Consider the following 13,265-nt stretch of genomic DNA (forward strand, 5'->3'; position numbering starts at 1 on the left):
TGACGACTCCACGCTCCTTCTCTTCCGCTCGCCGCTGGTGGCGATGGTGGCCCGTTGCCGTCGTCCGCCCCGCCACAGAGTCCCGGAAGGAAAGTCGTCTTGATCACTGCAGAGCAGTTCCAGCGCCAGGCCGCTGAAGGTCACACCCGTATTCCCGTCGTCCGCGAAGTGCTGTCCGACCTGGACACGCCGCTGTCGGTCTATCTGAAGCTCGCCGACGGCCCCTACACCTATCTGTTCGAATCGGTCGAAGGTGGCGAACGCTTCGGGCGCTATTCCATCATCGGCCTGCCGGCGCGGCGCGTGTACAGCTTCCGCGGGCATACGCTGGAAATCAGCGAGCACGGCGAAGTGCTGGAAACCCGCGAGGTCGCCGACCCGCTGGCCGAAGTGGACGCCTTGCGCGCCGAGCATTCGGTGCCGCAGCTCGACGGCCTGCCCGGCTTCACTGGCGGCCTGGTCGGCTGGTTCGGCTTCGAGTGCATCCAGTACATCGAACCGCGCCTGGGCAGCGGCGACAAACCCGATGAGCTGGGCACGCCGGACATCTTGCTGATGCTGTCCGAAGAGCTGGCGGTGTTCGACAACCTCAAGGATCGGCTGTACCTGATCGTGCACGCCGACCCGCGCCAGCCGCAGGCCTATGTGCGCGCCAACCGGCGCCTGGACGAACTGGCGCACCGGCTGCGTCAGGGCGGTGCCGGGTATCCGCAGGCGCAGGTTTCCGATGCGATCGACGAGTCGGACTTCCACTCCTCGTTTACCCGCGAGGAATATCACGCGGTGGTGCGCAAGGCGCAGGAATACGTGCGCGCCGGCGACATCTTCCAGGTGGTGCCGTCGCAGCGCTTGCGCGTGCCGTTCCGTGCGCGTCCGGTGGATGTGTATCGCGCGCTGCGCGCGCTCAATCCCTCGCCGTACATGTATTTTCTCGATGTGGGCGGCACGCAGGTGGTGGGCTCCTCGCCGGAAATCCTGGCGCGCCTGCGCGATGGGGTGGTCACCGTGCGGCCGATCGCCGGCACCCGCCCGCGTGGTGCCACGCCCGAGCAGGACAAGGCGCTGGAAGTCGAATTGCTGGCCGACCCGAAAGAGCGCGCCGAGCACGTGATGCTGATCGATCTCGGTCGTAACGATGTCGGCCGCGTGGCCGAACCGGGCACGGTCAAGGTGGGCGAGCAGTTCGTGATCGAACGCTATAGCCACGTCATGCACATCGTCAGCGAGGTCACCGGCACGCTCAAGGCCGGCCTGAATTACAGCGACGTGCTGCGTGCGACCTTCCCGGCCGGCACCGTCAGCGGCGCGCCGAAGATCCGCGCGCTGGAGATCATCCGCGAACTGGAGCCGGTCAAGCGCAACGTCTATTCCGGCGCGGTCGGTTACATCGGCTGGCACGGCGATGCCGACACCGCCATCGCGATCCGCACGGCGGTGATCCAGGATGGGTATCTGTACGTGCAGGCCGGCGGCGGCGTGGTCTACGACTCCGACCCGGATCTGGAATGGCAGGAGACCATGAACAAGGGTCGCGCGCTGTTCCGTGCGGTCGCGCAGGCGGCCAAGGGGCTGTGATGGACGGGCAGGGCAACGCTGCGCGCATCAGCTTCCGCAACGATTACAGCGAGGGCGCGCACCCGCGCCTGCTGCAGGCCTTGGCGCAGGCCAGCGCCGAGCAGAACGCCGGCTACGGCACCGATCGGCATACCGCGCGTGCGGTTGCGTTGATCCGCAGCGCAGTCGCGCAGGCGCAGGCCGAGGTGCATTTGCTGGTCGGCGGTACCCAGACCAACCTGACCGCGATCGCGGCGTTCCTGCGCCCGCATCAGGCGGTGATCGCGGTGGAAGCGGGGCACATCGCCACGCACGAAACCGGCGCCATCGAAGCGACCGGCCACAAGGTGCTGACCGTACCCGCGTTGCACGACAAGCTGACCCCGGCGCTGATCCAGCCATTGCTGGATGTGCACGGCAACGAGCACATGGTGCAACCGCGCCTGGTCTACATCTCCAACAGCACCGAGAGTGGCACCATCTACAGCCGTGCCGAGCTCGAGGCGCTGTCGCGTTTCTGTCGCGCGCACGATCTGCTGCTGTATCTGGATGGCGCACGCCTGGGCGCCGCGCTGACCGCCGAGGGCAACGATCTGGATCTGCCCACGATCGCCGCGCTGACCGATGCGTTCTACATCGGCGGCACCAAGAACGGCGCATTGCTCGGCGAAGCGCTGGTCATCGTCACTCCTGCCTTGCAGGCCGACTTCCGCTACCTGATCAAGCAACGCGGCGCGCTGCTGGCCAAGGGCATGCTGCTGGGATCGCAGTTTGCCACTCTGTTCGAAGATGGCCTGTTCTTCGAGCTGGCCGCACACGCCAATGCGATGGCCCAGCGCCTGCGCGCGGGATTGCTGGCCGCTGGCGCGCAGTTCACCAGCGATTCGCCGACCAACCAGCAGTTCATCGCCGTCAGCGCGCAGCAGGCCGCGCAGCTGGCGCAAGGCTACGACTTCGAGCGCTGGGAAGTGCGCGCCGATGGCAGTCAGGTGATCCGCTTCGTGACCTCGTGGGCGACCACGGCCGCGTCGGTCGACCGGCTCTGCGCGGATGTTGCCGCGCTTCATCCCGGTGTGCCATGAGCATGCGCACCAGATGGAGCGAAACAGATGAAGCAACTCGAACGCCGAAATGTTGCCTGTCCCGGTTCGCTCGATGCTGGTCAGGTGCGTGGCAGTCATGACGCGCCATCGCCGATCGCAGAGTCACCTGACGCCGGCAGCCTGACCTTCACCCAAAATATCTATGCGGTCTTCCTGATCGCGCAATGAGTCCCCTGCCATGCTGCTGATGCTCGACAACTACGACAGCTTCACCTACAACCTCGTGCAGTACCTGCAGGCGTTGGGCGCCGAGGTCACGGTGGTGCGCAACGACGCGATGAGCGTGGATCAGATCGCCGCGCTCAGGCCCGAGCGCATCGTGATCTCGCCCGGCCCGTGCACCCCGAACGAGGCCGGTATCTCGCTGCAGCTGATCGAGCAACTGGGCCAGACCACGCCGATCCTGGGCGTGTGCCTGGGCCATCAAAGCATCGGGCAGGTCTACGGCGGCGATGTGATCCGCGCCGACACCATCATGCATGGCAAGACCTCGCCGATCCGCCACCAGGGCAAGGGCGTGTTCGCCGGCCTGCCGGACAGCTACGAGGCAACCCGTTACCACTCGCTGGTGGTGGACAAGACCACCTTGCCCGACGCGTTGGAAGTCACCGCCTGGACCGAGAATCCGGATGGCTCGATCGAGGAGATCATGGGCCTGCGTCATCGCCAGTTTCCGGTCGAAGGCGTGCAGTTCCACCCCGAGTCGATCCTGACCCAGCACGGTCATGCCTTGCTGAAAAACTTCCTGCAGCGCTGATCGAAATGCACAGCACGCACGTCGCAATGGCTGCCGCAACCTTTGTCGGTCTCGATGCAGTCTTCGGCGCCATCGATGCACCAGCGATCGATGCGCGCAATGCCTGCAATGACCTACGCGATAGCATGCGGCCGGCTTCCCACTTCGCTTCGTTCACACCTGCATCCGGATCACGATGAGCACCGCCAGCGACAGCTTCCACTTCTACGAACCAGGCCAGGGCCACGGGCTGCCGCACGATCCGTTCAATGCCATCGTCGGTCCGCGGCCGATCGGCTGGATCGGCTCGCGCAGCGCCGAGGGCATCGCCAATCTGGCCCCTTACAGCTTCTTCAATGCGTTCAACTACGTGCCGCCGATCGTCGGCTTCGCCAGCATCGGCCGCAAGGACAGCCTGCGCAATATCGAAGCCACCGGCGAGTTCAGCTGGAACCTGGCCACGCGCCCGTTGGCCGAGGCAATGAACGCCAGTGCGGCGATGGTGCCGGCGGAGGTCGACGAGTTCGTATTGGCCGAGCTGCAGGTGGCGCCATCGCGGCTGATCGGTGCCCCGCGCGTGGCAGCCAGTCCGGTCAGTTTCGAATGCCGGCTCAGCCAGCTATTGCCGCTGCAGAGCGCAGCCGGGCAGGCCATCGAAACCTGGCTGGTCCTGGGCGAAGTGGTCGGCGTGCATCTGGCGCACGCGGCGTTGCAGGACGGCATCTACGATCCCGCAGCTGTGCAGACGATTCTGCGCGCCGGCGGCGCCGCCGACTATTTCGAAGTGCAGGCGCAGGCACGCTTCCGCATGCGGCGCCCGGGCCAGTGAGCGCTGCGCGCCGCGTCGCTGCATGGCATTGCCGCCATGCACGACTGCAGCGCCAGCATTGATCGATCAAGCTCGCTGCCGCCTATCTTTCTCACGTTTTGCCACGGTCCTCGTCCATGCCCATCACCCCGCAAGAAGCCCTGCAACGCACCATCGAACACCGCGAAATCTTCCACGACGAAATGGTCGAGCTGATGCGCCAGATCATGCGCGGCGAGGTCTCGGACATGATGGTCGCGGCCATCCTCACCGGGCTGCGGGTCAAGAAGGAAACCATCGGCGAGATCGCCGGCGCAGCCACGGTGATGCGCGAGTTCTCGCGTCGCGTGGAAGTGAGTGATCGCCGGCATATGGTCGACATCGTCGGCACCGGCGGCGATGGCTCGCATACCTTCAACATCTCCACCTGCGCCATGTTCGTGGCCGCCGCCGGCGGTGCCAAGGTCGCCAAGCACGGCAACCGCAGCGTCTCGTCCAAGTCCGGCAGTGCCGACGCGCTGGAGGCGCTGGGCGCGGCGATCGAGCTGCAGCCCGAGCAGGTCGCCGCCTCGCTGGCGCAGACCGGTATCGGCTTCATGTATGCGCCGGTGCATCATCCGGCCATGAAGGTGGTGGCGCCGGTGCGCCGTGAAATGGGCGTGCGCACTATCTTCAACATCCTCGGCCCGCTGACCAACCCGGCCGGTTCGCCGAACATCCTGATGGGCGTGTTCCATCCGGACTTGGTCGGCATCCAGGCGCGCGTGCTGCAGGAACTCGGTGCCGAGCGCGCGCTGGTGGTGTGGGGCCGCGATGGCATGGACGAGCTTTCGCTGGGGGCTGGCACCCTGGTCGGCGAGCTGCGCGATGGCCAGGTGCGCGAATACGAAGTGCATCCGGAGGATTTCGGCATTGCGATGTCGGCCAGCCGCAACCTCAAGGTGGCCGATGCCGCGCAGTCGCGCACGATGCTGCTGCAGGTGCTGGACAATGTGCCCGGCCCGGCGCTGGACATCGTCGCGCTCAACGCCGGTGCGGCGCTGTACGTGGCAGGCGTGTCCGACAGCATCGCCGAGGGCGTCGTGCGTGCGCGTGCGGTCCTGGCCGATGGCTCGGCACGTGCAAGACTGGACGCCTATGTCGCCTTCACCCGGCAGATTGCCTCGCAGGCCTGACCCCTCCCACTGCACCGGCAGGCATGCGGCGGCATCCTGATCATGACCGCTGGCATGCTGGGGGCTGGCGCGTGGCGGCCGGTTGCGGCCGTCTTGACCGATAATGCCCGACCGCCAGGACCCGATACGATGAGCGATATCCTCAACACCATCCTTGCCCGCAAGGCCGAAGAAATCGCCGAGCGCAGTGCGCGCGTGCCGCTGGCCGAGCTGATCGCGCGCAGCGCCGACCTGCCGCTCACGCGCGGGTTTGCCGCCGCCATGCAGGCCAGCATCGCCGCCGGCGAGCCGGCGGTGATCGCCGAGGTGAAGAAGGCCAGCCCGTCCAAGGGCGTGATCCGGCCCGACTTCCACCCGGCCGACATTGCGGTCAGCTATGAATTCGGCGGCGCCAGCTGCCTGTCGGTGTTGACCGATGTGGACTTCTTCCAGGGCGCCGATGCCTATCTGCGCCAGGCGCGCGAGGCCTGCACGCTGCCGGTGCTGCGCAAGGACTTCACTGTCGACCCCTACCAGGTCTACGAGGCGCGCGTGCTCGGCGCCGATTGCATCCTGCTGATCGTCTCGGCACTGGACGATGGGCAACTGGCCGAGCTCTCCGGCCTGGCCATGCAACTGGGCCTGGACGTGCTGGTGGAAGTGCACGACATCGACGAGCTGGAGCGCGCGGTGCAGGTGCCGGTGCCGCTGGTGGGCATCAACAACCGCAATCTGCGCACCTTCGAGGTGACGCTGCAGACCACGCTGGACATGCGCGCCGCCGTGCCGCGCGACCGCATCCTGGTCACCGAAAGCGGCATCGTCACTCCGGCCGACGTGCAGGTGATGCGCAGCCACGGCGTGAACGCGTTTCTGGTCGGCGAGACCTTCATGCGCGCGGCCGAACCCGGCGAGTCGCTGCGTCAGCTATTCTTTGCGCATGACTGAGGCGTATCCCGTACCGCGCGACGACGCACCGCTGGTGGTCTTCGATTTCGACCACACGCTGTATGACGGCGACTCCGGCAGCCATCTGTTCGCCTGGCTGATCAAGCGCAACCCCTTGCGTCTGCTGGTGGCGCTGTTGGCCTCGCCAATCCTCGGCCCGATGGTGGCGATGCTGCCGACCCGCCGCCGCGGCGTGTCCGGGTATGTGTGGATCGCCACCTTTGGCCTGCACCGCACGCGCGAGTTCAACCGCTTCATCGATGCGTACGTGCTCAAGCATGAAGCGCAGATCCGGCAGCGCCTGTTGCCGCACGCCTTGAAGGTGTTCACCGACCACCGCGCTGCCGGCGACCGCGTGGTGGTGGCCACCGGCGCGCCGCCGGAACTGGCGCGCGCCATTCTCGGCTTTGTCGCCCATCAGGACGTGCCGGTGATCGGCAGCCTGGTCGGTCCGCGTCTGGGCGCGGTCACCGCGCGACGTCACTGCCACAACGAAGAGAAGATGCGCATGCTGCGCGAGCGCGGCTATGCCGACATCGCCATTGCCTATTCGGACAGCACCGCGGATCTGCCGCTGTTGAAGGCCGCGCGCGCGCCGGTGGTGGTCAATCCGAAGGCCAATCGCGAAGCGCTGTTCCGGCAGGTGCTGCCGGCCGGCACGCCGATCCTCAACTGGGGGTGTCGCGATCGTGGTGGCAAGGCGCTGTAGCGCCTGGCGCCGGTAGCGGCGCGCAGCCTGGCGGGCACGGCAGGTATTCGAACTCGGCAGCTACCGCACAGACGCACGGATTGATTCGCGCGCATCCAGTGGCTGTTCACCAAGATTTACTGGTCACGCCAAGCCCGCCGGAGCAGCAGGGAAGGGTAAGCAGCTAGTAATGCATAGCACGCGGCGGCGCCGCGCGCCGACTGCATCAGTCCGCATGCCGTGCGGCATGCGGTTCAAGTTGCGGCCGGTGCAGTGCTGCACCAGCCGCGACCACAACCGGTCAGCGGGTGCCGTAGAGCACGACGGTCTTGCCGCGTGCATGCAGCAGGCCGTCGGCCTGCAGCTTCTTGAGTACGCGCCCGGCCATCTCGCGCGAACAGCCCACCAGACGTGCCAGTTCCTGCCGCGATACGCGCAGCTGGGTGCCCTGCGGATGACTCATCGCTTCCGGCTCCTTGGACAGGTCGTGCAGGGTGCGCACGATGCGGTCGGTCACGTCCAGGAACGCCAGGCGGCTGGCTTTCCTTGTGGTATCGAGCAACCGCTTGGACAGCTGAACGCCAATCGCGTACAGGATGCGGGGTGCATCCGGCGACAGACTGGTCTGGAACAGCTGCTGCAGCCGCTCGTAGCTGATCTCGGCCAGCTCGCACTGGGTGCGGGTGCGCAAGATCACCTCGCGGGTATCGGATTCGATGAACAACCCCATCTCGCCGACGAACTCGCCGCTACCGAAGTAGCCCAGCACCAACTCACGATCGTCATCTTCCTCGGCAATGATGCTCACCGAGCCACTGATCACGTAATAGAGGGTGCCAGCCGGGTCTCCCGGCCGGAACACATCGGTCCGGGTCGGATAGCGCCTGCGATGGCTGTGCGCCAGGAAACGCTCGATCGTGCCCGCGTCCAGCGCCAGAGAAGGGGTAGCGTTACGTACCGTCGTAGTCACAACCGTCGTGTTTCCTGGGCTCATGGTAGTTCCGCGTGTAATTCCTGAAGCTTAACGGCATGAGTCATGCAAGGTAAACCATTCTTAACGTCGGCATTTCGTTGCTGGGATCTTTGGCTCATAATTGTTTCCTTTCCCGCCTTCCATAAGGACAGACCGACGTGGTCAAGCCGTTGCCTCGCCTGAGGCTACAGGGGTTCAACAACCTCACCAAGGCGTTGAGCTTCAACATCTACGACGTCTGTTACGCGCGTACCGAAGAGGAGCGTCAGCGCTACATCGAATATATCGATGAGCAGTACGACGCCGATCGTCTGACGCAGATCCTGACCGATGTTGCCGAGATCATTGGCGCCAACATCCTCAATATCGCACGACAGGACTACGATCCGCAGGGCGCATCGGTCACGATCCTGATCTCGGAAGAGCCCGTCATCGACAAGAAGCAGGCCGGCAAGGAGCTGATCTCCGATGCCGTGGTCGCTCATATGGACAAAAGCCATATCACTGTCCATACATACCCCGAGACGCATCCGCAGGAAGGCATTGCCACGTTCCGCGCCGATATCGACGTCGCCACCTGCGGCGTGATCTCGCCGTTGAAGGCGCTGAACTACCTGATCGAGAGTCTGGAGTCGGACATCGTGATCATGGATTACCGCGTCCGTGGCTTCACCCGCGATGTGAAGGGCAAGAAGCACTACATCGATCACAAGATCAACTCGATCCAGCACTTCCTCGCCAAGAACGTGAAGTCGCGCTACGAGATGTTCGATGTCAACGTCTATCAGGAAAACATCTTCCATACCAAGATGCACCTGAAGGACTTCGACCTGGACCAGTACCTGTTCGAGGAGCGCGCCAAGAATCTCTCGTTCAAGGAGCGCATGAAGATCGAAACGCTGCTCAAGCGCGAGATCGAAGAACTGTTCCACGGGCGCAACCTGAGCGAGTAAGCGCAGCGAGCGAGCTGTTGCGCGACCTGCCTGCAGGCGCGCGAAAGAACCAAGGCGGGACGGCCCGCCACGCGATGACCTCGCGTTCCACAGCCGACGGCGGCCCAGTGTGCAAACACTGGGCCGCTTTTTTTTTGTGCGTTTTTCAAGTGAGGAGTAATGCGATGCCCTGGATCTATCTGCTGCTGGCCGGCCTGTTCGAAATCGGTTTTGCCATGGGCCTGAAGTACAGCGACGGCTTCACCCGCCTGTGGCCGACCGTGCTGACGATCGGTCTGGCGGGCATCAGCCTGTGGTTCCTGACCCAGGCACTGAAGACCATTCCCGTCGGCACCGGTTACGCGATCTGGACTGGGATCGGCGCGCTGGGCGTGACCATCGCCGGCATCGCGTTGTTCGGCGACAGCGCGTCGTGGTCGCGTCTGGCCTGCATCGGCCTGATCGTGGCCGGGGTGATCGGGCTGAAGCTGGTGGGGTAGTCGTGGTCAGCCCTGCGTGGTCAGCCCCACTGCGTGGGCCTGACCCCCCAAGGTTTGCTGTGCAAACCTTGGGCCCCACGCGTAGTCAGTCCCACTGCGTGGGCCTGCCTCCCAAGATTTGCTGTGCAAACCTTGGGCCCCACTTCGTAGCAGCCTATCCCCCCGCCTTCGGCGCGCCCCCTTAACAAAGGGGGCTCTGCTCCAGTGGGGTGTTGCGAGGTGTGGGGCATGGTTTGCTGGGCGCCGTCAGCCGTCAGCCGTCAGCCGTCAGCCGTCAGCCGTCAGCCGCCAATCCCCAATCCCCAATCCCCAATCCCCAATCCCCAATCCCCAATCCCCCCGGCTACAGCCGGTACGCCACCGCTTTCATCAGCTTGGAGGCCAGGGCCATGGCGCTGGGGATCGGGGGTGGGAGAGTGCGCGCGCCGGCCTGCTCGGCCTGGTCGGCGTGGCGGGCCTCGTCGATCTTCATCACGCGCAGGATCGCGCGGCTGCGCTGGTCGCCCTCGGGGAGGGTTTCCAGGTGTTCGTCCAGATGGGCCTCGACCTGGCGCTCGGTTTCGACCACGAAGCCTAGGCTCCAGTCGTCGCCGCGCAATCCGGCCAGGGCGCCGAGCGCGTAGCTGCCGGCGTACCAGAGCGGGTTGAACAGGCTGGGGCGGCTGTCCAGCTCGTGCAGGCGGTCGGCGCACCAGGCCAGATGGTCGGTTTCTTCCTGCGCCGCCTCCAGCAGATGATGCTGGGTGTGGGCATCGCGGGCGACCGCGGCCTGGCCGAAATACAGGCCTTGCGCGCAGACTTCGCCGACGTGGTTGATCCGCATCAAGCCGGCGGCGTGGCGACGCTGGTCCGGTTCCAGTGCGACGTCGGGCGTGTCGGCGGCCGGGTTGGGCCGCTCGGCGGGCGGATTGCCGAATACCGTGTCCAGCGCGCGCTGGGCTTCGACCAGCAGCCGGTCGAGCGGGCCATGCAGTCGGAAAGAGGAGATCTGGGTCATGCGCCGATTCTGGCCCCGGACCGAGCCGCTGCCAACCGCCAGCGCTCCAGCCGGCCGGCGACTTGCGTGGCCTTGTATCGTCCCGTACAATCCCGCCTCTTCTGTTTCGCCTTCACAACGCGTGGCAAAGTTCCAGCGGTCATTGCCGCTGCAATCCGCCCGACCACTCAAGAGTTTTCTCATGACTACGTTCACCGCCAAGTCCGAGACCGTCCAGCGCGACTGGTATCTCGTTGACGCCGCCGGCAAGACGCTCGGCCGTCTGTCCACCGAACTGGCCCGCCGTCTGCGCGGCAAGCACAAGCCGGTTTATACCCCGCACGTCGATACCGGCGATTACCTCGTGGTGATCAATGCCGAAAAGATCGTGGTCACGGGCAACAAGCTGAAAGACAAGAAATATCACCGCTTCACCGGCTACATCGGTAACCTCAAGACCGAGAGCCTGGAGCAGGCGCTGCAGCGCCACCCGGAGCGCGTGATCGAAATCGCCGTCAAGGGCATGCTGCCGAAGGGCCCCCTGGGCCGCACCATGTACCGCAAGCTCAAGGTCTATTCGGGTGCCGAGCATCCGCACGCCGCCCAGCAGCCGCAAGTTCTGGATATCTAATCATGGCTATCACGCAAAACTACGGCACTGGCCGCCGCAAGTCCTCCACCGCTCGCGTGTTCCTGCGCAAGGGTACCGGCAACATCACCGTCAACGACCGTCCGCTGGACGAGTTCTTTGGCCGTGAGACTGCACGCATGATCGTGCGTCAGCCGCTGGAACTCACCAAGAACACCGAAAGCTTCGACATCCTGGTCACCGCCTCCGGCGGCGGCACCACCGGCCAGGCCGGTGCGATCCGCCTGGGCATCGCCCGTGCGCTGGTCGAGTACGACGAAACCCTGAAGTCCGAGCTGCGCAAGGCCGGCTTCATGACCCGTGACGCCCGTGAAGTCGAGCGTAAGAAGGTCGGTCTGCACAAGGCCCGTCGCGCGACCCAGTTCTCCAAGCGCTGATCCATTGCGTTTGTTGCGTCCCGGTTCGCCGGGGCGCCTGCTTCAAAAGCCCGGCCATGCCGGGCTTTTGTCGTTTTGGGGTCTGCGCAGTGGGCGCCTGCAGTCGGTGGCCTGCTATGTCGAGGCAGATTTTTCCTTGCCCAGGTCTGGTGACTTTCGCAAACGCTGGCTGGTCATCTCGTGTGTACCGGCCGCTGCGCCTGCGCACGGCGGCATGGGGTGATGCCGCGGTGGCCGGGCTCTGTGCCTGACTATTGGTGCCTGTCTGACCCGGGATCCATTTTCGACCAGGGTGGGTGTCGCCTTCGGTGATCGCTGTTCGGCCTTGGTGCGGGAATGCCTGCTGCACGAATGCCGGCAAGCAGTAATCGAGCAACAAAAAAGGCCCGATCGTCAGATCGGACCTTTCGTGTTTGGCTGCCCCGGATGGATTCGAACCACCGAATGCCTGAGTCAGAGTCAGGTGCCTTACCGCTTGGCGACGGGGCAATAAAACGTGTTGAACCAAGAGTATTGCATGCCCAGGTGGGCCTGAAAACCTTGGTGGCTATGGGTGGACTCGAACCACCGACCCCAGCATTATGAGTGCTGTGCTCTAACCGGCTGAGCTACATAGCCTAGGGAGCCGGCAATTCTTACCAAGCGCCCGCGTGTTGTCAAGCATTTCGTTTTCAGCTTGTGAGCCGGCCGTCGCCGTGGCAGAGTCGGTGACAGTAGATTTTCAGGAGTCCGCATCGTGATCGATCCGGACGGTTTCCGGCCAAACGTCGGCATCGTGCTGATGCGAGAGGATGGTCAGGTGTTCTGGGCACGACGTGTGCGCAGGGACGGCTGGCAGTTCCCGCAAGGTGGCATGAATACCGATGAGACACCCGTGGAAGCCATGTACCGCGAGTTGCGCGAAGAAACCGGGTTGTTGCCCGAGCATGTCGAATTGCTCGGTGCCACCCCCGGATGGCTGCGCTATCGCCTGCCGAGCCGGGCAGTGCGGCGCAATGAGCGTCAGGTCTGCATCGGCCAGAAGCAGGTCTGGTTCCTGCTGCAGTTCACCGGCCACGAATCCCATCTCAAGCTCGACCACACCGACACGCCGGAGTTCGACCACTGGCGCTGGGTGGATTTCTGGTATCCGGTCGAGCATGTGGTGATGTTCAAGCGTGGGGTCTATGCGCGCGCGCTGCGTCATCTGGCTCCGCTGGCGCAGACCATCGCGGGTTCTGCGGCGGTCGGGGTGATGCCCGAGCGCGCGCTGGAGGCCTGGTTGCCGGGCAGCAGCGCGGCCGGGCACGACAGCCCGCGCAAGCGTCCACGCAAGCGGGGCGGGCCTCGTGCGGTACGGATTAATAATGATTAACGTTTGGAATTGACACCTATTCTCGTTTGCGGTGCAATCAGCGCCGGTCCTCTCCGGATCGCCAGCACCCGACCGATACCGTGTACGTCTGCATCTGTAATGGGGTCACCGACCACCAGATCCGCGAAGCGGCCGAGAATGGCTGCGCCAGCCTGGCCGAGCTGACCATGCGCACCGGCTGTGGTTCGAACTGTGGGTCGTGCCTGGAAATGGCGGGCGACGTGCTGAGCCAGGCCCATGCGAGCCGTGCGCTGCCGTTACCCATGCTGGGGCTTGCCAGCGCTGCCTGAGCGCCTTCCGCTGTGCTTGCGCACTGTCGGTAACGGACTGCTGCGAGCAGGTTGCCGGTCTGGCTCGCTCTACAGTCATTCTGTCGCGCCGCCAAGGCGCGATCGATAGGTCGCCTTCCTGGCTGACCATCATGCGGTCAGGTCGTAACCCTGCGGTTACCGTTTGATCGACAGCGCGCGATCGTTCGGCGAATGATCGATGCGCACGTTGCGTGCAACAGGC

At 64.8% G+C, this 13,265-nt stretch carries 16 protein-coding genes and 2 tRNA genes; 14 read left to right on the plus strand and 4 right to left on the minus strand.

Going from position 1 to position 13,265, the window contains the following annotated elements:
- Positions 1 to 99 precede the first annotated feature (99 nt).
- The 8 genes from trpE (at position 100) to DGN21_RS02360 (ending at position 7,012) form a co-directional block, all read left to right on the plus strand.
- On the plus strand, positions 100 to 1,575 hold the full coding sequence (gene trpE, locus DGN21_RS02325; protein ID WP_046345463.1) for an anthranilate synthase component I: 1,476 nt from the start codon (positions 100 to 102) through the stop codon (positions 1,573 to 1,575).
- A complete protein-coding gene (locus DGN21_RS02330; protein WP_126965266.1) occupies positions 1,575 to 2,636 on the plus strand; it encodes an aminotransferase class I/II-fold pyridoxal phosphate-dependent enzyme in 1,062 nt (353 codons plus the stop codon). The genes trpE and DGN21_RS02330 overlap by 1 nt, the downstream gene beginning before the upstream one ends.
- A 27-nt stretch (positions 2,637 to 2,663) precedes the next feature.
- Entirely contained in the window at positions 2,664 to 2,825 is a 162-nt protein-coding gene (locus tag DGN21_RS02335) for a hypothetical protein (RefSeq protein ID WP_164738848.1), read from the plus strand.
- A 10-nt stretch (positions 2,826 to 2,835) separates the two neighbouring features.
- A complete protein-coding gene (locus DGN21_RS02340) occupies positions 2,836 to 3,414 on the plus strand; it encodes an aminodeoxychorismate/anthranilate synthase component II (RefSeq protein ID WP_024938197.1) in 579 nt (192 codons plus the stop codon).
- A gap of 175 nt (positions 3,415 to 3,589) precedes the next feature.
- Positions 3,590 to 4,222 carry a flavin reductase family protein gene (locus DGN21_RS02345; RefSeq protein ID WP_215825106.1) on the plus strand — a complete coding sequence of 211 codons (633 nt, stop codon included), beginning with the start codon at positions 3,590 to 3,592 and terminating at the stop codon, positions 4,220 to 4,222.
- 116 nt (positions 4,223 to 4,338) lie between these two features.
- On the plus strand, positions 4,339 to 5,376 hold the full coding sequence (gene trpD / locus DGN21_RS02350) for an anthranilate phosphoribosyltransferase (protein WP_046345540.1): 1,038 nt from the start codon (positions 4,339 to 4,341) through the stop codon (positions 5,374 to 5,376).
- Between the two features lie 129 nt (positions 5,377 to 5,505).
- On the plus strand, positions 5,506 to 6,303 hold the full coding sequence (trpC, locus tag DGN21_RS02355) for an indole-3-glycerol phosphate synthase TrpC (RefSeq protein ID WP_184551355.1): 798 nt from the start codon (positions 5,506 to 5,508) through the stop codon (positions 6,301 to 6,303).
- Positions 6,296 to 7,012 (plus strand): haloacid dehalogenase-like hydrolase, encoded by a 717-nt coding sequence (locus DGN21_RS02360; RefSeq protein ID WP_016902427.1) that lies wholly within the window; start codon positions 6,296 to 6,298, stop codon positions 7,010 to 7,012. Before trpC ends, DGN21_RS02360 begins: the two co-directional genes overlap by 8 nt.
- Positions 7,013 to 7,292: 280 nt before the next feature.
- Here the strand turns inward: DGN21_RS02360 and crp are convergent, their stop codons facing one another.
- Positions 7,293 to 7,985 (minus strand): cAMP-activated global transcriptional regulator CRP, encoded by a 693-nt coding sequence (gene crp / locus DGN21_RS02365; protein WP_024938194.1) that lies wholly within the window; start codon positions 7,983 to 7,985, stop codon positions 7,293 to 7,295.
- A gap of 137 nt (positions 7,986 to 8,122) precedes the next feature.
- Between crp and speD the strand changes: the two genes are divergently transcribed.
- Positions 8,123 to 8,917, plus strand: coding sequence for an adenosylmethionine decarboxylase (gene speD / locus DGN21_RS02370; protein ID WP_005990692.1), 795 nt, complete (start codon positions 8,123 to 8,125; stop codon positions 8,915 to 8,917).
- Positions 8,918 to 9,081: 164 nt separating this feature from the next.
- Positions 9,082 to 9,396 carry a multidrug efflux SMR transporter gene (locus DGN21_RS02375; protein WP_003483069.1) on the plus strand — a complete coding sequence of 105 codons (315 nt, stop codon included), beginning with the start codon at positions 9,082 to 9,084 and terminating at the stop codon, positions 9,394 to 9,396.
- A gap of 343 nt (positions 9,397 to 9,739) precedes the next feature.
- On the opposite strand, the gene coq7 is transcribed toward DGN21_RS02375, so the two are convergent.
- Positions 9,740 to 10,393 (minus strand): 2-polyprenyl-3-methyl-6-methoxy-1,4-benzoquinone monooxygenase, encoded by a 654-nt coding sequence (gene coq7, locus DGN21_RS02380; RefSeq protein ID WP_054592429.1) that lies wholly within the window; start codon positions 10,391 to 10,393, stop codon positions 9,740 to 9,742.
- A gap of 181 nt (positions 10,394 to 10,574) precedes the next feature.
- On the opposite strand from coq7, the gene rplM reads away from it, so the two are divergent.
- Together rplM and rpsI are read left to right on the plus strand one after the other, a co-directional pair.
- Complete coding sequence (rplM, locus tag DGN21_RS02385; RefSeq protein ID WP_003483082.1) at positions 10,575 to 11,003, plus strand: 50S ribosomal protein L13; 429 nt, start codon at positions 10,575 to 10,577, stop codon at positions 11,001 to 11,003.
- Between the two features lie 2 nt (positions 11,004 to 11,005).
- On the plus strand, positions 11,006 to 11,398 hold the full coding sequence (rpsI, locus tag DGN21_RS02390) for a 30S ribosomal protein S9 (protein ID WP_016902423.1): 393 nt from the start codon (positions 11,006 to 11,008) through the stop codon (positions 11,396 to 11,398).
- Between the two features lie 414 nt (positions 11,399 to 11,812).
- Here the strand turns inward: rpsI and DGN21_RS02395 are convergent.
- Together DGN21_RS02395 and DGN21_RS02400 are read right to left on the minus strand one after the other, a co-directional pair.
- A tRNA-Gln gene (locus DGN21_RS02395) sits at positions 11,813 to 11,887 on the minus strand.
- A 52-nt stretch (positions 11,888 to 11,939) separates the two neighbouring features.
- Positions 11,940 to 12,016 (minus strand) — tRNA-Met (locus tag DGN21_RS02400).
- A 118-nt stretch (positions 12,017 to 12,134) separates the two neighbouring features.
- On the opposite strand from DGN21_RS02400, the gene DGN21_RS02405 reads away from it, so the two are divergent.
- Both DGN21_RS02405 and DGN21_RS02410 read left to right on the plus strand, forming a co-directional pair.
- The gene (locus DGN21_RS02405; RefSeq protein ID WP_024938192.1) at positions 12,135 to 12,752 is read left to right on the plus strand and encodes an RNA pyrophosphohydrolase; all 618 of its coding nucleotides are present in this window, start codon (positions 12,135 to 12,137) and stop codon (positions 12,750 to 12,752) included.
- A gap of 80 nt (positions 12,753 to 12,832) precedes the next feature.
- A complete protein-coding gene (locus DGN21_RS02410) occupies positions 12,833 to 13,042 on the plus strand; it encodes a (2Fe-2S)-binding protein (RefSeq protein WP_024938191.1) in 210 nt (69 codons plus the stop codon).
- Positions 13,043 to 13,265: the final 223 nt, after the last annotated feature.

The organism is Xanthomonas sp. MLO165 (assembly GCF_018831305.1).
In the GTDB taxonomy this organism is placed as follows: Bacteria; Pseudomonadota; Gammaproteobacteria; order Xanthomonadales; family Xanthomonadaceae; genus Xanthomonas; species Xanthomonas arboricola.

Coding starts and splice junctions, on each gene's coding strand:
- DGN21_RS02335 (WP_164738848.1), top strand. CDS start 2,664: ATGAAGCAACTCGAACGCCGAAATGTTGCCTGTCCCGGTTCGCTCGAT.
- DGN21_RS02345 (WP_215825106.1), top strand. CDS start 3,590: ATGAGCACCGCCAGCGACAGCTTCCACTTCTACGAACCAGGCCAGGGC.
- rplM (WP_003483082.1), top strand. CDS start 10,575: ATGACTACGTTCACCGCCAAGTCCGAGACCGTCCAGCGCGACTGGTAT.
- DGN21_RS02340 (WP_024938197.1), top strand. CDS start 2,836: ATGCTGCTGATGCTCGACAACTACGACAGCTTCACCTACAACCTCGTG.
- trpC (WP_184551355.1), top strand. CDS start 5,506: ATGAGCGATATCCTCAACACCATCCTTGCCCGCAAGGCCGAAGAAATC.
- crp (WP_024938194.1), bottom strand. CDS start 7,985: ATGAGCCCAGGAAACACGACGGTTGTGACTACGACGGTACGTAACGCT.
- DGN21_RS02360 (WP_016902427.1), top strand. CDS start 6,296: ATGACTGAGGCGTATCCCGTACCGCGCGACGACGCACCGCTGGTGGTC.
- trpD (WP_046345540.1), top strand. CDS start 4,339: ATGCCCATCACCCCGCAAGAAGCCCTGCAACGCACCATCGAACACCGC.
- DGN21_RS02330 (WP_126965266.1), top strand. CDS start 1,575: ATGGACGGGCAGGGCAACGCTGCGCGCATCAGCTTCCGCAACGATTAC.
- rpsI (WP_016902423.1), top strand. CDS start 11,006: ATGGCTATCACGCAAAACTACGGCACTGGCCGCCGCAAGTCCTCCACC.
- coq7 (WP_054592429.1), bottom strand. CDS start 10,393: ATGACCCAGATCTCCTCTTTCCGACTGCATGGCCCGCTCGACCGGCTG.
- DGN21_RS02375 (WP_003483069.1), top strand. CDS start 9,082: ATGCCCTGGATCTATCTGCTGCTGGCCGGCCTGTTCGAAATCGGTTTT.